The sequence below is a fragment of the Micromonospora fluostatini genome (genome assembly GCF_050410825.1).
GTDB lineage: Bacteria > Actinomycetota > Actinomycetes > Mycobacteriales > Micromonosporaceae > Micromonospora > Micromonospora rosaria.
Window position 1 is genome coordinate 4,494,217 of the sequence record NZ_CP191251.1, and the last position, 21,732, is coordinate 4,515,948.

Annotated in this window: 12 protein-coding genes and 1 pseudogene; 7 read left to right on the top strand and 6 right to left on the bottom strand. The window is 75.9% G+C overall.

What is annotated here, in order from left to right:
• Positions 1-110 precede the first annotated feature (110 nt).
• A complete protein-coding gene (locus ACQUFX_RS19640) occupies positions 111-626 on the bottom strand; it encodes an acyl-CoA thioesterase (RefSeq protein ID WP_067369428.1) in 516 nt (171 codons plus the stop codon).
• A 23-nt stretch (positions 627-649) separates the two neighbouring features.
• On the opposite strand from ACQUFX_RS19640, the gene ACQUFX_RS19645 reads away from it, so the two are divergent.
• The 4 genes from ACQUFX_RS19645 to ACQUFX_RS19660 all read left to right on the top strand — a co-directional run bounded on the left by ACQUFX_RS19645 (position 650) and on the right by ACQUFX_RS19660 (position 5,705).
• Positions 650-1,315 (top strand): hypothetical protein, encoded by a 666-nt coding sequence (locus ACQUFX_RS19645; RefSeq protein WP_428961818.1) that lies wholly within the window; start codon positions 650-652, stop codon positions 1,313-1,315.
• Between the two features lie 258 nt (positions 1,316-1,573).
• The gene (locus ACQUFX_RS19650) at positions 1,574-2,413 is read left to right on the top strand and encodes a hypothetical protein (protein WP_428961819.1); all 840 of its coding nucleotides are present in this window, start codon (positions 1,574-1,576) and stop codon (positions 2,411-2,413) included.
• A 170-nt stretch (positions 2,414-2,583) separates the two neighbouring features.
• Complete coding sequence (locus ACQUFX_RS19655) at positions 2,584-3,447, top strand: hypothetical protein (RefSeq protein ID WP_428961820.1); 864 nt, start codon at positions 2,584-2,586, stop codon at positions 3,445-3,447.
• Positions 3,447-5,705, top strand: coding sequence for a BREX system ATP-binding domain-containing protein (locus tag ACQUFX_RS19660; protein ID WP_428961821.1), 2,259 nt, complete (start codon positions 3,447-3,449; stop codon positions 5,703-5,705). Before ACQUFX_RS19655 ends, ACQUFX_RS19660 begins: the two co-directional genes overlap by 1 nt.
• Here the strand turns inward: ACQUFX_RS19660 and ACQUFX_RS19665 are convergent.
• The 4 genes from ACQUFX_RS19665 to ACQUFX_RS19680 are packed head-to-tail and all read right to left on the bottom strand — an operon-like array spanning position 5,589 to position 12,010.
• Complete coding sequence (locus ACQUFX_RS19665) at positions 5,589-6,890, bottom strand: cation:proton antiporter (RefSeq protein WP_428961822.1); 1,302 nt, start codon at positions 6,888-6,890, stop codon at positions 5,589-5,591. The genes ACQUFX_RS19660 and ACQUFX_RS19665 overlap by 117 nt on opposite strands.
• On the bottom strand, positions 6,887-7,921 hold the full coding sequence (locus ACQUFX_RS19670; protein WP_428961823.1) for a hypothetical protein: 1,035 nt from the start codon (positions 7,919-7,921) through the stop codon (positions 6,887-6,889). Before ACQUFX_RS19670 ends, ACQUFX_RS19665 begins: the two co-directional genes overlap by 4 nt.
• Positions 7,918-11,739, bottom strand: coding sequence for an FxSxx-COOH system tetratricopeptide repeat protein (gene fxsT, locus ACQUFX_RS19675; protein WP_428961824.1), 3,822 nt, complete (start codon positions 11,737-11,739; stop codon positions 7,918-7,920). The genes ACQUFX_RS19670 and fxsT overlap by 4 nt, the downstream gene beginning before the upstream one ends.
• A 34-nt stretch (positions 11,740-11,773) precedes the next feature.
• The gene (locus tag ACQUFX_RS19680; RefSeq protein WP_428961825.1) at positions 11,774-12,010 is read right to left on the bottom strand and encodes a hypothetical protein; all 237 of its coding nucleotides are present in this window, start codon (positions 12,008-12,010) and stop codon (positions 11,774-11,776) included.
• Between the two features lie 178 nt (positions 12,011-12,188).
• Between ACQUFX_RS19680 and ACQUFX_RS19685 the strand changes: the two genes are divergently transcribed.
• Positions 12,189-13,601: an aKG-HExxH-type peptide beta-hydroxylase gene (locus ACQUFX_RS19685; RefSeq protein ID WP_428961826.1), complete on the top strand. Its 1,413-nt coding sequence runs from the start codon at positions 12,189-12,191 to the stop codon at positions 13,599-13,601.
• A gap of 9 nt (positions 13,602-13,610) precedes the next feature.
• Here the strand turns inward: ACQUFX_RS19685 and ACQUFX_RS19690 are convergent, their stop codons facing one another.
• A complete protein-coding gene (locus ACQUFX_RS19690; protein ID WP_428961827.1) occupies positions 13,611-14,774 on the bottom strand; it encodes an acyl-CoA dehydrogenase family protein in 1,164 nt (387 codons plus the stop codon).
• A gap of 251 nt (positions 14,775-15,025) precedes the next feature.
• Between ACQUFX_RS19690 and ACQUFX_RS19695 the strand changes: the two genes are divergently transcribed.
• Entirely contained in the window at positions 15,026-16,453 is a 1,428-nt protein-coding gene (locus tag ACQUFX_RS19695) for a UDP-glucose dehydrogenase family protein (RefSeq protein ID WP_428961828.1), read from the top strand.
• 278 nt (positions 16,454-16,731) lie between these two features.
• Positions 16,732-21,726 (top strand): annotated as a pseudogene (locus tag ACQUFX_RS19700) (SCO7613 C-terminal domain-containing membrane protein); the annotation flags it as partial.
• Between the last annotated feature and the right edge of the window lie 6 nt (positions 21,727-21,732).

Consider the following 21,732-nt stretch of genomic DNA (forward strand, 5'->3'; position numbering starts at 1 on the left):
TGCCTGCGCCCCATTCTCCGCACCCACCCGGGGGCGGGGAAGGAAGGGCCCCTTCTTAACGCATACGGTCGAGAAGGGTCCCCTTCTCACCCGACCCTCCGGCGGGCGGGTCAGCCGGCGCGGTGGGCCTGGATGGCGCGGCGACGGGCCAGGCGGTGGGCGCGGCGGATCTCCGCCTCCCGGAAGCGGCGCTGGTCCTCCAGGGTCTCCGGCAGCACCGGCCGGACCGTCCGGGGCGCGCCACCGACGTCCACGCCGACGAAGACCAGGTACGCGGTGGCGACCCGGACCGGCTCGTCCTCGGCCGAGTCCCAGCGCTCGGCGACCACCTTCACGCCGACCTCCATCGAGGTCTGCCCGGTCCAGTTGACCTGGGCGTGCGCGTGCACCAGGTCGCCCACCCGGACCGGCTCGGAGAAGACGATCTCGTCGATCGCGGCGGTGACGGCGGTGCCGCCGCTGTGCCGGGCCGCGGCGGCACCGGCCACGTCGTCGACGAACTTCATGAGCACGCCGCCGTGCACCGTCCCGTACAGGTTGACATCGACAGCAGTCATGATGCGACTCAGCGTGACCCGGGAGTACGACGTCGGCTTACCCGAGGTGGCGGAGGAGTGCTCGGTCATGCCGGAAACGGTACGGTGCGCGGATGCGACATCTGTGGAGCTTTCTCGCCGGGCTCGTGGTGGCGCCGGTCACCTGGGTCCTGGTCACGCTCGGTCAGGACGGGTCGACGCGCACCGTCGACCGCTGGGTGGAGGTCGGCACCTTCAACACCGCCAACCTGATCGAGCCGGCCGTGTACCTCGCCGTCGGCGGCATCCTGCTCGGCCTGCTCGGTACGTTGCGCGTCTCCCCGCTCGGCCCGCTCGTCGCCGGGCTGCTGCTCGTCACCCCGTACGTCGGAATGTTCGTCGCCCCGTTCGAGGTCCGCGACCGGATCCCGGACGGGTGGGGGGTCTTCGGTGACCCGTTGCCGCTGGAACTGCCGGTCGAGAACGGCACCCTGTTCCTGATCGGCGTCCTGCTGATGATGGCGGTCGTCAGCCGGCAGCGGTGGCGGCGCTGGCCCCGGCCGGCGGCGCTGGCGCTGCCCCCGGTGGCCACGTCCGAGCCGGTGGCGGAGGAGGCGTCGCCCACCGACTGGCCCCCGCCCGCCCCGGCGGCGGTGGACCGGGACACCGCCCCGCTGAGCCTCGGGTACCCCGACCAGCCGCCGCCCGAGCCGCTGCCCCGGCGCAGCCCCGGGGCGTCGCCGTGGTCGGCCCCACCCCGGGGGGCGTACCGCAGCGGCGACACCCGCGACGACCTCTGAGGTTCCGGGTGGGCCGGGTCACCGGCCCACCCCTGGCCCACGGCCCCCACCCGGACCACCACCGAAACCCCCACCACCGAAACCCCCACCACGGAGGCACCACCGCCGAGGACACCGGCACCGCGTGGATCGACTGCCCGGGGCGGGTGCCGCCGCGCCGCTCACCCGTCCCGCCAGCGGCCGGTCGGCCGCCCGCGCCGCATCTCCGACCGGCCGGCGGTATCCACGCATGGTGAACTGTCACTACAGTCAGCGGTTATGCGAACGCCATCCGTCAGGGCGCGACGAGTCGTCGCGGCGGTGGCGGTCACGGTGGTGGTCGTTCTCCTGGCGGGTGGGGCGTGGCGGGCGGCGACCCGTCGGCCGACCACCGACGACGGGGCGCGGGTCCACTGCCTGTCGACGGCCCAGCGGGCCGCCCTCGTCGAGGCGGCCACCGCGCTCGGTCTCGCCACCCCCGCCCCGGTGGCGGGGCAGATGCGCTGGTCCGACCGGCAGGGCACCCCGGAGCAGTGGCGGGCGGACCGCCCGGCCGACTTCGACCGGGCCTGCCTCGCCCTGATCGCCGCCGCCCAGCGGGGGCAGGGCGGCGGTGGGGGCGGTTCGCCCTGGGCGACGGTGCTCCCGTCGCTGCTGCTGGCCGTGGTGAGCGCCGCGCTGGCCGCGTGGTTCAGCCGGCGGCTGGCCACCGCCGGGGCCCGCCGGGCGCAGGCCGACGCCCTGCGGGCCGCCGCCCGGGAGTACCGGCTCGCCGTCGAGCCGCTGTTGCGGCACGTCGAGGAGGCCCTGCCCGGTCGGTACGGGCAGGAGGACGAGATCCACCGGCGGCAGCGTGACCTGGCGAGCCGGCTCGACGCCGTGGCCACCGCCCACCGGGGGTGGGGGCTGCCCCGCCGGCTCGGGACCGAACTCGCCGGACAGCTTCCCGGCCCGCTGCACGACGTGCCCCGTGGCAGCGCCGGGTCCAGCGACCGGCCCGGGTGGGTGCGACGCCAGCGGACGGAGTTGACCCGGTTGGAGGCGGAGGTGGAGCAGGTGGCCCACGCGGTGGAGAGCCCGGGTGTGGTTCCGGGGCGCGTCCCGGCGGCCGTCCGGTGACCGGGGAGCAGCCCGCCCCGACGGCGCCGGACGCGACGCCGGAGCCGCCACCGCACCCGCCGGCACCGGGCGCGACGCCGGCCGGCCCGACGGCGACGGGCCCGACGGCACCGCATCCCAGGGCGGCAGCAGGGCCGACGGCACCCGAGCCGCCGCCGAACCCGTTCGCGGTGCCTCAGCTCTTCGACGCGACCGATCCGCTCAACCCGCTCTGGCACGAGGAGCACCTCGACTTCTACGTCCCGGTGGACAACACCGAGGAGTCCTTCACGACCTGCCAGAAGCGCTTCGAGGACCTCGCCGACCTGCACCGTCAGGGGCGGCTGGTGCTGGTCAGCGGCGAGCGGGGCTGCGGCAAGACCGCGCTGATCAACCGCTGCGCGTACTGGCTGCACGGCCGGCTGCGGGCGGACGGGCTGGGCGTCGAGGTGGTCGACCTGACCCAGGAGGCGTCGGACAGCGCGACCGTCCGGGAACGGCTGAGCAAGGTCAGCGAGGCGCTGGTGGACAAGCTCGACCTGCTCGCCCTGCTGCGTGGCGACCGGATCTACGACAAGCGCACCGACCCCGACGGCACGTACCGCAACCTGCCCGGCTACCTGGAGCCGGACCAGTGGTTGATCGTGTTGCTGCCGACCGTCGAGCTGGTGGAGGAGCTGCGCTACTACGACGCCCGCGCTCCGCAGCGGACGGTGTTCTTCGCCGAGGCGCCGTCGGCCGTGGGTGTCCAGCACGTCTCGGGCCGGACGCTGCACCTGCGGGTCGACGCCTTCGAACACGAGCACGCCAGCCTCTTCGCCGCCGACCGGCTGGGCCGGATGCCGGCGGGCGCGGTACCCCCGCTCGCCCCCGAGGCGCTCGACGAGTTCATCCAGGGCGATCGAAAGACGACTATTCGTGAGATGCAGTGGTTACTGTTCGGGGTGTACGAGACACTCCGGGTGCAAAATAGCCGACCGGATGAGGTGACCTGGGAACACCTCGGCCGACACTTCGTCAGAGAAGCCCGCCGCCTCAGGGGGGAGCGACCGTGATGGACGCGCACGACCCGGACCCGAACGGCGCGGTCAACCCCTACCCGTCGAGCGCGGTGGCCCAGATCGCGGACGCCGGGTCGACCGTCATGACCATCCCGACGGCGGCGATCCGCCGGGCGACCGCCGTGATGGACGGCTACCTCACCGCGCTCCGGGCCGTCCCGCAGGAGCCCGCCGGCCGGGTCCTGGCCGTGGTGGGCGACTACGGCACCGGCAAGACCCACCTCGCGGCCCACCTGATCCGGCACGCCGCCGAACGCCTCGACGGTGATCTCCAGTGGATGCACCTGAACGCCCCGCCGGACACCTTCGTCTCGCTGTACCGTGCCTTCGCCGACAAGCTCGCCGACCGCCGGGACGTGGTGGACCGCCAGGTCCGCCGGCTGTACGCCGACATCCTCGCCGTCGAGGTACGCCGCTCGCGGGTCACCGAGCCGCTGGCCGAGTCACTGCTGGACGGCAGCCTGGACCCGGTCGCCGTGGTGGACACCTTCGGCATGATGGAGCACCGCCTGCTCGAACAGCTCCGCCAGCGGCTGCGGGAGGTCACCGACAACACCGAGTTCGCGCGGGCGCTCACCCTGCTGCTGCGGGGCGGTTTCGAGGACGCGGTCTGGGAGTGGATCGCCGGGCGGCCCCCGGCGGAGGTGCTCCGGGAGCGCGGCATCACCGGCACCCTCACCGCGACGGAGGCGACCGCGTTACAGGCGATGGGCGTCTTCGCCATGCTGATCGGGTACGGCCCGAACCCGTTCGTGCTGGTGATCGACGAGTTGGACCAGGTGCTCACCGCCGCCGGCCGGCGCGGCACCGAGGCGCTCGACAAGTTCAAGGAGATGCTGCACGTCTTCGCCGCGTCGCACACCTTCCTGATCATCGCCGGGCTGCCCGACCTGCTCGACAGCCTACCCCGCGACGTCCGGGCGCGCAGCGGCGAACAGGTCCGGATGACGCCCCTGACCACCGCGGAGACCCGCGGGTACATCCGGTACCGGCAGGGCGACCGGCTGGCGCCGTTCACCGAGGAGAGCATCGTCCAGCTCGTGGAGCTGGCCCACGGCGTCCCCCGCCGGGTGATCTCGCTCTGTCACCGGCTGTGGCGCCAGGCCCGGGACCGGGGCACGCCGGTGACCCCGGCGATGGTCCGCGCGGCGGTCCGCGAGCTGTACGGCGGCGCGGGGACGCAGCACGTGCTCGCCGAGATCCGGCAGGTGCTGGTCGGCACCGGGCACGACGCCTACGTACCCGACTACTTCCTCACCGACCGGCCGGACAGCCGCGTCGACTACTGGCTGCCGGTCGGGCGGGACGACGCGGGCTGCGGCATCCTGCTGGCCGGGCCGATGCTGGAGGAGAGCGACGTGGTCACGGTCGAGAACCGGGCCCGCGCCGCCCACGCGCACCGGGACTGCGAGTTGCTGCTCGTCGTGCTGGAGCCGGTGCCGGAGCAGTTCCTGCCCCGGATCCGCGAGGCCGTCGGCCGGGAGCCGCTGCTGTACCGGCCGAGGTCCTTCGCCGACCAGCTCACCGCCGAGGTCAAGGCGATGACCGGGCGGATGGAGGAGCGGTACCCGCAGGACGGCCTGTTGGTGCCGGTGGCCCCGCACCTGGCCCGGCTGGACCGCCGCCAGTCGGCGACCCAGCACATGCTCAGCCTGCTGACCGGCGCGCTGGACGACCTGCGGGTCCGCAACGACCAGCAACTGGCCGCCATCCACCGGGACCTGAGCCAGCTCCGGCCGCCGCTCGGGGCGGTCACCGAGCACGGCGCGGACGACCTGCTCGCCGGCCTGCCCGCGCCGGTGGTCGAGGTGTTCGAGCGCGCCCTCGCCGCCGGTCACCTGCACACCCGGGTCGGCACGCTGCTCACCCGGGCGTTCGAGGAGGGTGAGGCCGGCCGGGGGGCCCGCCAGGCGGTCCGGGCCCGGATCCGGGACGGCCGGGTGCACGCGGCCACCGGGGTCGCCGCCCTGCTCACCGAGCTGGTCGAGGCGTTCGCGCAGGCCGTCGCCGAGTGGTACGCCCTGGCCCGGCAGCAGCCGGGCGGGCCGACCGTCGCGCAGCGGGAACGGCTGGAGGAGATCTGCCAGATCTTCGACGTCGTCCACGAGTACCTGCCGGTGTTCCGGCTGCGGGCGTTACGGGACCTCGTCGACGGCCCGGGAGACGGGACGGGGCCGGAGGACCTGTTCGGGGACCTCAGCTCGCGGGTCCGCCAGGAACTGCTGGCCGCCCTGCCCGGCGGGGCCACCTGACGACAGGGGGCCACCTGCGGGCACGGGGCCACCCGTGGACGCCGGGACGGCTGGCGGGCCGGGGTCGGGCCGGTACGCCTCACGCAGGCCGTTGGTCAGCGCGTGCAGCAGGTTGACCGTGAGGATCGCCGGTGCCACCACCGCCACCGTGCCGGGGAACTGCCGTTCCAGCACCAGCGCCAGGATCACCGCGGTGATCCCGTTCTGCTGGCCGAGGACCACGTCGAGGCGGTCGGCGGCGGGCAGCCGGGCACAGACGATCAGGGCGACCACCACGTGGGCGGCGACCGCGGCCAGCCCGAGCACCACACCGGGCACCGGCCGTACCCCACCGACCAGGACCAGGCCGAGGGCGAAGGTGGCGGCCAGGAACGCCCACCGGGTGAGCCGGTCGAGCAGCGCCCCGATCGGCGGCCGGTAGAACAGACCGGCCACGGCCAGCCCGAGCATCAGGAACTGCCACACCGCGACCCCGGCGACGCCGAGCAGCAGCACCACCTGGAGCACCGTCCACGCCGTCGGGGGCCCGCCGAAGCGGCGGCGCAGCGCCTGCGTACCCCACCAGAGCAGGGCGGCGACCAGCACCAGCGCCGCGTTCTCGGCCAACGAGACGCCGAAGTCGCGCAGCGCCGTGTGCGACAGCACGTCCACCGTGGCCGGCCCGTCGGGCAGCAACGGCAGCGCCCAGGCGGCGGCGTACACGGTCAGCAGGACGGTGATCGGGTCGTCGAACGACGCCCAGGCGGAGAGGATCGTCTTGGCCTGCGGCGACATCCGGGACTGCAACCGGGCCGCCGCGAACGACAACGGGTCGATCTGCGCGACCGCCACCCCGAGCACCAGGTACGCGGGGTTCCGGAAGGCCAGCAGCATCACCCCGGTGATCAGGGCGGCCTTGACCAGCACCCCGACCGTGATCGCCAGGCCGACCAGCCGGGCGTTGCGCCGGGCCGCCGCCAGGTCGATGCCGGAGGTGCTGGCGAACAGGCCGACGGCCAGCAACGCCCCGGCCACCGCCAGGTAACCGTCCGAACGGTACGGCTCGGTCCAGTCCAGGCCGGCGGCCAGCGCCCAGCCGGCGGCGGCCACCAGCACGAACAGCCCGCTGCGTCGCAGCGACGGCAGGACCGCCTCGGCCACCCGCGTCGGCCGGCCGGAACCGGACCCGGCCGGTACCGTGCTCATCCGTTCAGCTCGCCGCTGAGCAGGGCGGCCCGGTCGTCGGCCGCCGCCACCCGGCTCTGGTCGAGGGTGACCGCGAGCAGGTAGCGGTCCAGCCCGATGGGGTAGCAGTAGAGGGCGCCCTCCTCGACGTCGAGGACCAGCCGGCGCACCCGGGACCCGATCGCCGGGTACGCCGCCCGGACCACCGTGCGCAGCAGCACGTCGATCCGCTGCCCGACGAGCCCGTAGAAGGCCCGCCGCCGCCCCGAGCCGGTGCCGTCGGCGAAGCGTTCCAGCCGGTCGTCGTCGAGCAGGTCGGCGCTGGCCTCGACCCGGCCGGGCCGGCAGACCGCCGCGTAGTGCAGGTCGTCCGGGTCGAGGTGGTCGCGGCAGATGGCGGCGAGCCCGGCGTACGTCGGGTCGGCCGTCCAGGTGCGGGGCCGGACCGGACCCGCCGCCGCCTCGTCCGGCCCCGCCGCGCCGCCCTCGGCCTCGGGCACGGGCACGGGCACGGTCAGCCAGCCGCCGTAGTTGGTGGGCTGCTGGCTGACCGCCTCGCGCAGCCGGTTGGCCAGCTCGGAGAGGCCGACGTCGGCGGCCCGGACGTCCGGCTGACCCGGCGGCGGACCGCTCTCCGGCGCGGCCGGCCGGGTCATCGCCACCAGGTACTGCTCCCGGCGCACCTGGAGCGCGAAGATCACGCCCCGGGCGGTGTGCAGCACGGTCCGGATCAGGTCCCCGCTGCGCGCCGGCCGCAACTGGACGTCCAGGTCGGTCATCACGTGCACCACGTCCCGGCCGACGAGCTGCCGTTCCTCGGACGGCAGCGGGTCCGGCCCGCCGGGCGCGGCGTCGGCGTCCAGGGCGAAGTCGCACACGCCGGTGCTGTAGCGGGCCAGGTGGACGATGCCGGGCACCTCCCGCATCAGCTCCTCGCAGGCGGGCAGCACACCGGGAGGCCGCCCCTCCAGGTGGCTGCCGAGGGTGACGACGATCCGCCGGTCGCCGCGCTCCGGCCGGACCGTCCCGTCGGCGGGGGCCTCCGTGCTCATGTCTCCGGCACCTCCAGGTCGACGAAGTCGAGCGCCACCGACCCGGGACGGCGACCACCGCTGATCTCACCGTCGGTCAGCACCACGGCGAGCAGCCGGCGGGCGGCCCGCAGGTAGGGATGGTCCACGCCGAGCAGGTGACGACCCTCGTCGAGGACACCACGCAACAGTTCCTCGGCCGCTCCGACGCGCCCGACCGCCGCCAGGTTGCCGGCCTGGTTCACCTGGCCGGCGAGCGCCCACGGATGGGACTCGCCGAGCGCGGACACCAGCCCGGTGGCGGCCTTGCCGCCCTCGGTCACCGTCTCGTCCGCCTCGTCCGTGCCCCGCCGCAGCACGGCCCGCAGGCTGCGGGACAGGTGGACGAAGGGGTGCCCGGCGACCAGGTCCCGCTCGTAGCCGGCGAGGCTGTCGTCGGCCAGCCGGACCGCCTTGTCGCTCTCGCCGGCCAGGTGGTAGTCGACGGCGAGGCTCAGCCGGCAGGAGCGGGTGGCCGGGCTGTCCTCCCCCAGCAGCCGCCGCAACGCCAGGTAGGCCCGGCTGTTGAGGTCCTTGGCCCGGTCGCGGTACCCCCGCCGCCGTTCGGTCACCGCCTGGTGGCGGATGGTCCGCAGCAGCAGCATGTCCTCCTCGCCGTGCCCGGCGACGCGCCGCTGGTACACGTCCTGCAACAGCCGGTACGACTCGGCCAGGTCCGCCGGGCCGCCCAGCTCGGCGAGGTACCGGCCGAGGTCCCCGGCGAGCCGCAGGGTCGCCGGGTGGTTCTCGTCGAACAGCCGCAGCCGCCGGTGCAGCGTGTCCCGGGCGACCCGGACCGCCTCGTCGGTCCACCCCGCCAGGTGGTACGAGTTGGCCAGGTTGTACGCCGCGACCAGGGTCTCCGGGTGGGAGTTGCCGAACTGGTCGCGAAACCCGCGCCAGGTCGCCTGGTCCTCGATCAGCGCGGGCCGGAACCGGCCCACCCCGCGCAGGTCCCCGGCGAGGCCCCGGCGGCTGACCAGGACCCGGGGATGGTCGTGACCGAGCAGCGTGGCCCCGTGCTCCACCACCACCCGGCTCAGCTCCAGGGCCTCGTCGCCGTACCCCAGCATCCGGGTCACGTCCGCGAGCCGGGTGGCCAGGCGCAGGGTGAGCCGGTCGCCCCAGCCGTGCCGGGCCAGCCAGCGGTCCAGCAGGGGCCGCCACAACCGGCGGGCCTCGGCCGACTCCCCCTCGCCCCGGGCGATGAGGTGTTCGAGCTGCTCCACGAGGAACCGGCGGACGTCGTGCGGGTCGTCCACCTCCAGCGCGCCGGCGGCGAGCAGGTGCTGGTGCAGCTCCCGGCGCAGCGCGGAGCCGGCGGCGGTGCTCCGGGGCGCCGCCCCGGCCAGGCCGAGCAGGAACTGCCCCCGCCGGGCCTCCTCCTCGGGCGGGGTCAGGCAGGCCCGCACGGCGGCCTGCACGGCGGGATGCATCCGCACCACCCCGTGGTCGCCCCAGGCGACGTCGAAGAGCCGGTACCGGGTCGCCACCGTCAACGCCCGGTCCATCTCCAGGCCGTCGGCGTTCAGCAGCGCCGCGTCCTGGCCGGTGAGCCCGGCCGCGACCTGCGTGCGCATCCGCCGCGACTGCACCAGCGTCAACGACAGCCCGTCCGGGGCGGCGAACGCGAACATCTGGGCCAGCACCACGGCGACCCGACCGCTCAGCTCCTCGCCCATCAGCCCGAGCGCCACCTCGACGATCCGCCGCGTCGGCGACCCCGCCGGGTCCGCACCGGTGGGCGCGACCACCTCCAGGAACGCCGGCACCGCCGTGTCGCCGGCCCGCGACCCGGTGACCGTCTCCCGGGTGGTGAGCAGGATGCCGGCCTGCTCCAGCAGCCCGGACGCCAGCCACAGGTCGAGCGGGAGCGCGCCGACCGCGTCGACCACGGCGGCGGCCGGGGCGGCGGTCAGCCCGGTGACCTGCCGGGTGAGCAGCCGTACGGCGTCGGCCCTGGTCAGTTCCGCGACGGTCACCTCGGTACCGCCGGTGGACGGGCCCGTCCCGGGCCGGGTGAGCACCACGTGGCCGGGCCCGGTGGGCAGCAGCCCGGCGAGGTCGACCCCGTCGGCGACGCCGTCGTACACCAGCAGCCACGGCTCGTTCCAGCGGCCCAGTTCGCGCAGCAGTTCGGGCACCGAGCCGCGCGGGCCGACGCCCAACCGGTCGGCGAGCGCGGCCAGCGCCCGCCACACGTCGTGCCGGCTGCGTGCCGGTATCCACTCCACGAGGCCGTAGTCGGCCCGGAACCGGTCGACGTAGGTCCGGACCAGGCTGGTCTTGCCGGCCGCCGCCGGCCCCCGGACCGTCACCGGCTCCCCGTGGCGGCTCGCCAGGAGGTGGTCCCGCAGCTCGGCCAGTTCCCGGTCCCGGCCGACGAAGCGGCGCGGCGCCGGCGGCAGGCCGGACACCGGGCGGGCCCGGTCCCGCCCGCCGGGGAACCCGACCCGCCACGGGCGGGACCCCGGCTGGCTGGTCACCGCCGCGAGGCCCAGCGTGCCGCGCAGCCGTCGGCGGGCCGCCTCCTCGGTGCAACCGGCCAGGTCGACGACCCGCGCCGGGTCGGGTCGCAGCCCCGGCGTCGCGGTGGTGCGCACCACCAGCAGTTCGGTGCCCGGGTGCGCGTGGACCTGCTCGACGAACGGGGCCAGCCAGCCGTCGTCCAGCACGGACGGGGGCACCGGCGCGCCGGTGGCCCGGGGCGGGGGCGGGTCGGGGGCGACCGCCAGCACGGTGACCGGGCCGTCGACCGGTGGCGCCCCCCGGCCCCAGCGCCGGACCTGGAGCCCGAGCACGGTCAGCTCGTCGCGCAGCCAGTCCGCCCACGGCCGCTGGATCTCCGGGTACGCCAGGCTGACGGCGCCGGTCTCGGTCACCGGCTGCCGGCCCACGCCGTACCGGTAGCGGTCCCGGACCGGGTCCGGCTCCGGCGCGGCGCGGTCCACCTCGCCGGCGGTGAGCAGGCCGAGCAGCGCCCCGTACGCGGTGAGCACGCCGTCGCGGTGGCGGGACTCCTCCAGCAGCGGGGCCAGCGGCTGCCCGGAGGGCCCACCGGCGATCTCGACCTGCGCGAAGTCGACCGGGACGGCGGGCTCGTGGAGCACGCCGAGGAACCGGCTGCGGACCTCCTCGGCGTACCGGGCGGCGGCCTCCTCGTCGCCGGTCAGCCCGGTGGTCGCCGCCACGATGCGTACCCCGGCCGGAGCGGCCCGCTGCACCTGCCGGGCGACCGCCGCCGCGTCGGCCAGCGCGGGCCGGTGGTACGGCAGGCAGACCACCACCGCGTCGCAGAGCACCGCGAGCCACGCGGCGACGGTCTCGGCGAAGTCGGCGGGTTCGAGCAGCACGTCGTCGTACTCGGTGAAGCGCAGTTGCCGGCGCAGCTCGATGCGCAGCGCCCCGTCCGGGCCGGCGCCCACCTCGGTCACCGCCGGCCACACCGTGGGGTCCGGGGTCCAGAGCACGTCCAGCCGGCCGGGCGGTACGGCGTACCGGCGCAGGGTGGGCTCGCCGGTGGCGAACCCGGGCAGCGCGAACATCAGGTCGGTCAGGGCGGTCGGGAGGTGGTCGGTGATCGCCGAGTCCTCGGCGTGGAAGGCGCGCAGGTGCTCGTGCACCCGTACCGCGCCCCGCCCGGCGTCGACCACGAGCACCCGGCGACCGGCGCGGGCCAGCAGCAGGGCCAGGTTGCTCACCACGTTGGTCCGCCCGGTGGAGCGGGCCGCCGCCACGAAGCCGGTCACCCGGGTCTCCGCCGCCCCGGCGTCCGGCCGGTCACCCCCCGGCGCGGTCACCGGCGAACCGTCCCGGCCCGGCCGTGCTCTCCCGTCATGCCGTCCCTCCCCGTCCCGCATCCCGGCCGGCGTCGGCCGCTCCCGCCCGGTCCTGTGTGTTCTGCCACCAGAGGAACCCGGTGGTGGGGTCACCTGTCTCGGCTATCAACCGGCGTAACGACCGACGCAGCAGTTCGCGGGGGATGGCGTCGAGATCGGCCGGGTCGAGAGCCTCGACATCAAGGAGATGAGACACCAGCGGTCGGTCGCGGCTGCTCATCCTTTCCGACATGTCCGGCCCAACCTTCGATCCATCGGCGCCACCATCCCGAACGGCCGAGTCCGCGACCCGAACGGCACAACCAGCATCCCGCCAGTAACATATCGTAGCGTTCATCGATATTCACCGTCGTTACGGTGGATCGCGCCATGGCCTGGGGAGGGCAGCCGTGCGGTCCGATCGGCACGAAATGCCCACCGGGACGTTCCTGGCGATCGCCCGTGGCGGCGGCGGCCGGTCCGCCGTCCGGCGGCTGCTCGCCGGGCAACTCAGCCGCAATCTGCTCGCGCTGCGTGAGGTCGTGGCGCTGAGCCAGGACGTCGGGCACCCGCACGCGCCCCTGGCCCGGCACGCCTGGACGCTCCTGGCGGAGCTGCGGCGCGACGCGCCCGGGGCGGCCCGTGCGGTGCTCGGGTACCCGTCGGTCAGCGTCTGGGCGGTCCGTACCCTCGCTGCGCTGCGTGACGGCGAGGTCGGTGCCGAGCCGGCCCTGCTCGGTGCGGTGGTCGCGGCGGTGGCGCTGCGGGCCGGCAGCCGGGCTCGTGTCGTCATGCCGACAGCCCCCACCGGCGCCACCGTGGTCGCCCTGCCGGGGCTCGGGCTGCTACGCCGGGGCCCCGGCGAAGCCGCGGGGAAGCCGGACGGCGGCGGGGCGGCGCTGCACGGCCACGGCGCGGGCGGGGCGGGGCTGACCGGCGGCGGGGCGGAGCTGACCGTCGACGGCGGACGGGGCCTCGTCGCGCTGGACGGCGTTCCCGCCACCCCGGCCGGGGACGCGCGGCTGTCCTGGCAGCCCACGTACCGGCTGCGGGCGCGCGGGCGGGGGGCGGTGTTCCACCTGGACGACCCGTGGGCCCTGGTCGAGCCGGCCAGCGTCGTCCCGGTGGACGCCGCCGGGGCGGCCCACTGGCGGGCCCGCCTCGCCCCGGGGTGGCGGCTGCTGGCCACCCGGCACCGGTCGTCCGCCGCCGACCTGGCCGAGGCCGTCTCGGTGCTCACCCCGCTGCGCCGGGACCCGGCGGGCCGGCCGCTGGCCGCGCTGGCCGGGGGCGGCACCCCGGCCGAGCTGACCGCCCCGCTGATCAGCGGCACCTTCCCGGCCGCGGTGGGCTGCATCGCCCTGGCCGGCACCGGGGACGCCCGGACGATCGCGGCGACCCTGGTGCACGAGCTGGCGCACAACAAGCTGGCCGCGCTGGACGACCTCTTCCCGCTCGTGGAGCCGACCGGCGGGGCCCGGCACGCCGCGCCCTGGCGGGCCGGCCCCCGCCCGCTGCCGGCCCTGGTGCACGGCCTGTACGCGCACGTGGCGGTCGGCGGGTTCTGGCTGCGCCAGCGGCACCACGAGACGGCGGCGGGCCGGCACCTGGCCCGCGCGGAGTTCGTCCGGATCCGCGCGGCCTGCCGGGAGGTGGCCGGGCTGCTCCGCGCCGCCGACGGTCTCACCGGGCACGGACGGCTGCTGGTGGAGCAGCTCGACACGGTAATCGCCGGCTGGGCCGACCGGCCGGCACCCGGGCGGGGCCGGCTGGTCCACGACCGGGCCGGGCGGGGCCGGCCGGTCCGCGACCAGGCCGGGTGGTGGGCGGTCGCCACCCGGTGAGGGCGTCGGTCAGTCCTTGAGGAGCTGGCGGGCCATCACGATGCGCTGGACCTGGTTGGTGCCCTCGTAGATCTGGGTGATCTTGGCATCCCGCATCATCCGCTCGACCGGGTAGTCGCGGGTGTAGCCGTACCCGCCGAGCAACTGCACCGCGTCGGTGGTGATCTCCATGGCCGCGTCCGAGGCGAAGCACTTGGCCGCCGCGCCGAAGTACGTCAGGTCGGCGTCGCCCCGCTCGGACTTCCCGGCGGCGGCGTACGTCAACTGGCGGGCCGCCTCCAGCTTCATCCCCATGTCGGCGAGCATGAACTGGACGCCCTGGAACTCGGCGACCGGCTTGCCGAACTGCCGGCGCTCGGCGACGTACCCCTTGGCGTAGTCGAGCGCGCCCTGCGCGATGCCGAGCGCCTGGGCGGCGATGGTGACCCGGGTGTGGTCCAGGGTCCGCATCGCGGTGGCGAAGCCGGTGCCCTCGGCGCCGATGATCCGGTCGGCCGGGATGCGGACCCCGTCGAGGTAGACCTCCCGGGTCGGGGAGCCCTTGATGCCGAGCTTCTTCTCCGGCGCGCCGAAGCTGACCCCGGGATCGGACTTCTCGACCACGAAGGCGGAGATGCCCCGGGACCGGGCGCCCGGGTCGGTCACCGCGAAGACGGTGTAGAACTCCGACACCCCGGCGTTGGTGATCCACCGCTTCACGCCGTTGAGCACCCAGTGGTCTCCGTCACGCACCGCGCGGGTGGTCATCGAGGCGGCGTCGCTGCCCGCCTCCGGCTCGGAGAGGCAGTAGGAGAACATCGCCTCGCCGGTGGCGACCGGGGTGAGGTACCGCTGCTTCAGCTCTGCCGAGCCGGCCAGCAGCAGCGGCATGGTGCCGAGCTTGTTGACCGCCGGGATCAGCGAGGAGGCGGCGCAGGCGCGGGCCACCTCCTCGATCACGATCGCGGTGGCCAGGGCGTCCGCGCCGGCACCGCCGTACTCCACCGGGATGTGCGGGGCGTGGAAGTCGGCGGCCCGCAGGGCGTCGAACGACGCCTTCGGGAACTCACCGGTCTCGTCGGCCTCGGCGGCGTGCGGGGCCACCTTCGCCGCGCAGACCTCACGGACCGCCTCCCGGATCGCCTCGTGCTCCTCGGGCAACCGGTAGACGTCGAATGGTTCCCCTGCGGCCATGTCGGCACCCTCCCTCTCACCGCTATCATGCGCAGTCGGTGCCTTGTCCGTCACGGTCGACCACGCAGGATGAAGGATAACGACACGGCCCCGGTCTTGGTTACCCGCGCGTAGCCTCGGCCAGGATGTCACCGGCGTCACCCCGCCGGCTGGCCGCCACACATTCACAATGTCCTTCGGTGCCCCGGACAGGCGCCCGGCCGAAATGCGACGCAACCAGAGCGCCGCCAGTGCGAGCGGAGAAGACAGGCGTGACGATCCCGTACCCGAACCCCCAGCCGATGCCGGTGATCCCGGCGGTGACGCCGCCCTCCGGCGCGTCCCGGCCCCGGGTCACCTTCCTCGGCACCGGTTACCTCGGCGCGACGTACGCCATCTGTTACGCGGAGTTGGGCTACGAGGTCCTCGGCTTCGACGTCGACGCCGACAAGATCGCCAAGCTCAACGCCGGTGAGGTGCCGATCCACGAGCCCGGCCTGGACGAGCTGCTGCGGCGTAACCTGGCCGCCGGCCGGCTGCGGTTCAGCACCGACATCGGCGAGACCGCCGACTTCGGCGACGTCCACTTCATCTGCGTCGGTACCCCGCAGCGGGCCGACGGCATGGGCGCCGACCTGTCGTACGTCGAGGCGTCGGTGACCGGCCTGGCCCAGCGGCTGACCCGCAAGGCGCTGATCGTCGGCAAGTCCACCGTCCCGGTGGGCACCGCCGAGTGGGTGGAGCAGCTCGTCGGCAAGCACACCCCGACCGACCTGGGCGTCGAGGTGGCCTGGAGCCCCGAGTTCCTCCAGGAGGGCTTCGCCGTCGACGACGTGCTGCGCCCCAACCGGATCGTGGTCGGCGTGAAGAGCGAGTGGGCCAACGGCATGCTCTACGCCGCGCACAAGGGCGTCTTCGACCTGGCCGCCACCGAGGACCGCGAGGTGCCGCTGGTGGTCACCGACTTCGCCACCGCCGAGCTGGTCAAGGTCGCCGCGAACGCCTTCCTGGCCACCAAGATCTCCTTCATCAACGCGATGGCCGAGGTCTGCGAGGCCTCCGGCGGCGACGTCACCCAGCTCGCCCGCGCGATCGGGTACGACCCCCGGATCGGCAACCGGTTCCTCCAGGCCGGGCTCGGCTTCGGCGGCGCCTGCCTGCCCAAGGACATCCGGGCGTTCCAGGCCCGGGCACAGGAACTGGGCGCCGGGGAGGCGCTGCGTTTCCTGCACGAGGTCGACCTGATCAACCTGCGCCGCCGTACCCGGGTGCTCCAGCTCGCCGCCGACCTGCTCGGCCGCCGTTCCGGGCCGGCCGGGCCGGACCTGTCCGGCACCCGGATCGCGGTGCTGGGCGCCACCTTCAAGCCCAACACCGACGACGTCCGCGACGCGCCCGCCCTGGCGGTCGCCGCGCTGCTGCACAAGGCCGGCGCGGACGTGCACGTCTTCGACCCGCAGGGCGTGGAGAACGCCCGCCGGGCGGTGCCGGAGCTGCAGTACGAGGCCACCATCAACGACGCCGTCACCGACACCGACCTGGTCTGCGTGCTGACCGAGTGGGCCGACTTCCGCAACGCCGACCCGGTCGCCCTCGGCGAGCTGGTCGCCGGCCGCCGGGTCGTCGACGGCCGCAACTGCCTGGACGCGGCACTGTGGACCCAGGCCGGCTGGGAGTACCGGGGGCTGGGCCGCCCCTGACCCGACGCCGGTCCGCACCCGGCGCGGCGGCGCGCCGCGCGGTGACCGGCACCTGATCCGCCCGCAGCGGCCGGTCGTGGCACCTCGGCCACGACCGGCCGCCATTTTGTGGCCCCCGACGCGGCGGCGGGTGTCGAAATCCGGGCCAGGTTTGGGCATGCTGCGACAGTGGAGATGTCCACAGTGCGGGTCGGCCGGGTGGAGGGGTGTCGGTGGGTACCTTCAAGTGCGCCTCGTGCGGCCAGGAGATCAAGCCGGCCGCCGACTGCCCGCACTGTGGGGCCCACCAGCCCCAGTGGGTCGAGCACCTGGCGGAGATCGAGCGGTCGATCGCCGAGATGAAGGCCCGCGAGGCCGCCATCGCCGCCGAGCAGCGGCAGATCGCCGCCAAGATGCAGGCCGCCCTCTTCCAGCGGGACATCCTCGCGCACGCCGGTGAGGAGCGGCTCAAGCAGTCCGCCCGACCGCACCGGGTGCTGCGCCGCCGGGCGGGCCGCCGCCCGGTGCCGAACCCGGCCGGCCCCGCCGACCCGACCGACGCACCGGCCCCGGCCGGCACCGGGGACACCGGCCCGGCGGGAGCCACCGACCCGGCCGGGGAGGGACCGACGGCGGCCCACGCCGGGGCACCCACCGGCGACGGGACGGCGCGGGCCACGCCGGCACCCGGCGGCCGACCGGGTGCCGGGGCACCGCCCCGGGTGCCCCGGCAGGGCCCGCCACCGCCCCCGGCGGATCCGTCGCCACCCCCGCCGACCGCCGAGTCGACCGCCACCTGGCTGGACGCCGACAGCCCGGAGCACCCGCCGGAGTCGTCCTCCCGCGAGGTGCAGAACATCCCCCTCGGGTTGGGCGCGTTGCTGCTCGGCGTCGCCGCCGTGGTCTTCGCCGCCCTGGCCACCAGCTCGATGGACGCGCTCGGCCGGCTGGGCATCCTGCTGCTGGCCACGGTGCTGATGCTGCTCGCCCCGCCGGTGCTGGCCCGCCGGGGGCTCACCTCCACCGCCGAGACGATCGCCGCCGTCGGGCTGCTCCTGCTGCCCCTGGCCGGGTACGCGCTGTGGGCCGTGGACCGGGTCGGCTCCGGTGCCGTACCGGGCGCGGTCTTCGCCGCCGGGGTCTTCGCCGCCACCGCCGGCACCGCCCTCGGGTACGCCCGCTGGAGCGGCCTGCGCGCACCCCGGTTCGCCACGGTGCTGGCCGCCCAGCCGGTGCTGCCGCTGCTGGCGTACGAGTGGCTGGGCGGGGCGGTCGGCTGGGCGCTGGTGCTCACCGTGGTCGGCGCGCTCGACCTCTGGCTGGCCGGCTCCGCGCTGACCGTGGAACGGCCGGTACGCCGGGACCTGCCCGGTGCCGCCGGGACACCGCGTCCCGCCGGTGGCCGCCCGGAGACCGACCCCGAGGAGGGCGGCGAGGTGCTCGGCGGCGAGCCGGGGCCACGGGCGCAGGTCGGGCCGCCCCGACCGGTGCCGGGGCTGCGGCAGCTCGCCTGGGGGCTGCACGCGGTCGCGGTGGCGCTCGCCCTGGCGTACGCGCTCACCGGGCTGCTGCGGGCGGCCACCGTGCCGGCCGCCGTCGGTGCCGGTACGGCGCTGCTGCTGGCCGCCGTGGTCTGCCTGGCCGGCACGCTCGCCCTGCGCCGGCCGCCCCTGCCGGACGTCGGGGCCGGCGTCGTCACCCTCGCCGTCATCGTCGCGCTGAGCCGGATCGCGGCGGTCGCCCTGCCCGGACGGGCGCTGCTGCTCATCGCGGCGGTCATCGCGCTGACCGGGCTGGCCGTGCGGGCGGTGCCCGAGGCGGCCCGGCGCGGCCCGCAACTCGCCGCCGCCGCCGCGCTGACCGTCAGCGGGCTGCTGGTCGCCGTCGACGCGGTCCGCGCCGGGCTCGCCCCGGTCCGGGCCGCCCTGCCCGCCTGGGCCGCCGACCTCGACCGGTACCCGGCCGAGTTGGCCGCCGCCGTCGGGCCCGCCGCGTGGCAGTTGCCCGCCGCCGCGCTGCTGCTGGCCGTGGCCGCCGCGCTGGCCCTGCCGCCGGAGATCCGCCAGGAGTTCGCGGTGGTCGGGGCGGCGCTGACCGCGCTCGCCGTACCGGCCGCCCTGGGGCTGGGCTGGCTCATGGCGCCGTGGCCGATGGTGCTGACCGCGATCGGCATCGGGCTGGTGGGGCTCGCCGCCCGCACCCCGCGCTCCGCGCTGGTCCACGCGGTCACCGCGGCGGCGGTCGGGCTGGTCGGCGTCGGCGCGGCGCTGGCCCGGCCGGCGCTGACCAGCGGCGTGCTGCTGGTGGTCTGCCTCGCCGGGATCGCCGTGGCCACGCTGCCCCGGTTCCGGATGACCTCGACCGGCACCGAGACGGTCGCCGCCTGGGCCGCCGGGGGCGCCGCCGCCGCCCTGCCCGGCTCGGTGGCCGCGTTCGTCGCCGCCAGCGTGCCGGTCGACCCCACGCCGACCCCGGCGAGCCTGCGCGAGGTGACCGTGCCGGTGCTCGCCGCCAGCTTCCTGGCGGTCTGCGTCACCCTCGGGTACGCCGCCCTGCTCCAGGTGTCGCAGCGGCACATCCCGCCGCCGCTGGCGACCGGGACCGGGCTCGGCGCGCTGGCGGTCGCCGCCGCCGCGCTCGTCGCGCCGGGCACCACCGTGGCCGACGCCTGGGTGGGCGTGCTGGTGCTGATCGCCGCGCTGCTGGTGGTCTTCGCCTCGTCGATCGACGCCAGCCGCCGCTCCGACCTGGCCCTGGACGGCGCCGACCTGGCCGTCGCCGCGGTCACCACGGCGCTGGTGGCCACCATGGTCCGGATCGCGGCCGTGGTCACCCCCGGCGGGCAGCTCGTGGTCGCCGCCGGGCTGGTGCTGGTGGTCGCCGTGGCCGCCCGCGCCATGCCCGAGGAGTGGCGGCGCGGGCCGATCCTCGGGGTCGCCGTCGGCGGCGTCCTGATCGGCCTGATCGCCGGCTGGTCGGCGCTGCGCGGCGGGTTCGGGGTGCTCGCCACGCCCGGCGCGATCTGGGCCGGCGACCTCTCCACCTGGCCGGCGGCGCCGACCGGCGGGTCGACCTGGCAGGCCCCGGTGGCGCTGGCGCTGCTCGCGGTCGCCGCCGCCGTGCTGCTGCCACCACCCTGGCGGTACGACGTGTCGGGCGGGGCGGCCGTGCTCGCCACGATCGGCGTGCCGGCCGCCTTCGCCCTGCCCTGGTGGTCACCGGTCCTGGTCGGCCTGGCGGCGGCCACCGTCTTCGGCATGGCGTCGGTGAGCGCGATGGACCCCCGGGCCGGGCTGTCCCGGGCCGTCCTGGCCGGCGTCCTCGGCCTGTACGCGGCCGGCGCCGGCCTGGTCCGGCCGTGGACCACCGCCCTCGCCCTGGGCGGCCTCGCGCTGATCTGCGTCACGGTGGCCGTCCTGGCCCGGGTCTTCGCCGGGCGGCAGGTCGACGTCGAGGCGGAGGGGATGCCGCCGTACCTGGCGCAGATCGGCGGGGCCGCCGCCGGGGCCGCGCTGCTGGCCGCGCCGGGCGGGATCGCCGCGCTGGCCGCCGAGTACGGTCACGCCCCCGAGGTGGTGGTGACCGCCGCGATCGCCGCCACCAGCCTCGGGCTGGCGGTGATCGGCGCGGTCCGCCGCCGGGTGCCGCAGTACCTCCCGTACGCCAGCGTGGCCGTGGTCGGCGCCGCCACGATCAGCGCTTTGGCCGCGTTCCCCGCCGGGCTCCCCCTCGGCGTGTACGCCGCCGCGGCGGCGCTGCTCGGGGTGCTCGCCGAGCTGATCCGGCACGCCACCGACCCGCCGCCCGACCTGGCCCAGCCGGTACGCCGCTGGACCGTCCTGCTCGACGGCGCGCTGCGCCGGCTGCCCGACGACGGTACGCCCCGCTGGCGGGTCAGCCCGGCGGCCGGGGCGGTCGCCGCCGCCGTACCGCCGACCGTCCTGGCGGTGGTCTCGATCGCGCCGACCCTGCCGGTGGCGCTGGTGGAGCCGTACCGGACGCTGACCCGGATCTGGCAGGGGCCGCCGCCGGAGCTGCTCACCCCGCCGGCCAGCGCGGCCGACCCGACGCACGTGCTGACCACGCTGCTGCTCACCGCGACCGCCGCGCTGGCCGCCACCGGCTTCAGCGCGGGCCGCCGGTCCCGGGCGGTACCGGTGGTGCTGCCCGGGATCGCCGTCACGCTGCTGATCGCGCCGGTCGCCCTGGGCCGGCCCTGGCCGGCCGGTGCGCTGGCCGGGATCACCGTCTTCGCCGTGGTGATGCTGGGGCTGGCGCTGACCCCGCCGCCGGCCCTGCTCGAACGGGCCCGTTCGCTGCGGGTGACGCGGGTGCTGGTCTTCCTGATCGGGCTGGCCGCCGGAGGTGCCGGCCTGGCCGGGTCGCTGGCCACCCGGGAGCTGACCCTGCTCGCCCTCGGCGGCGGGGTGGCGGTGGGCACGGTGGCCGCCCTGTTCGGCACCACCCAGCGGGCCCGCATCCTCGGCTGGCTCTTCGCCTCGCTGAAGGCGCAGCTCTTCGTGCTCACCCTCGGGCTGGTCGTCGGGTTCGCCCCGGTCTGGTCGGCGTTCGGGGTGCTGGCGGTGGGCGCGGCGCTCCAGTTCGGCACCGCGACGCTGCCCCGGCTGCGCCGGCCCGAGGCGTACGCCGAGGCGGCCACGGTGCAGTGGAGCGGGTACGCGGCGGGGTTCATCGCGCTGGCGTTGGCCTTCGACTCGCCCCGGCACATCGCCGCGCTGCTGGCGGCCTGGGGCGCGGTGCTCGGGCTGGCCGCCGTACGGCCGGGTCGCCGGCCGGTGGAGCGGCGGATCCTGTTCTGGGGCGTGGTCCTCTGCGAGATCACCGCCTGGTGGATCCTGATGCAGGTCGCCGACGTGGCCCTGCCGGAGGCGTACACGCTGCCGTTCGCCGCGCTGGCCCTGCTGGTCGGCCTGCTGGAGCTACGGCAGCGGCCGGAGCTGAGCAGTTGGGTGGCGTACGGGCCGGCGTTGGTCGCCGCCTTCGTGCCGACCCTGGCGATCGTGCTGGCCACCGACTCCAGCATGCTGCGGCAGGTGCTGCTGCTGCTCGGCGCGGTGGCCGTGTTGATCTACGGCTCGATCAGCCAGCAGCAGGCCCCGGTGATCGTCGGGGCGGTGGTGACCGCGATCGCCGCCGTGCACGCCCTGTTCAGCCTCGGCCCGTGGCTGGTGCTGATCCCGGTCGGGCTGGTCCTGCTGGTCCTCGGGGCGAGCAACGAGCGCCGCCGCCGGGCCCAGGAACGCCTCCAGACCGCCCTGCGCGCCATGCGCTGAAGTGCA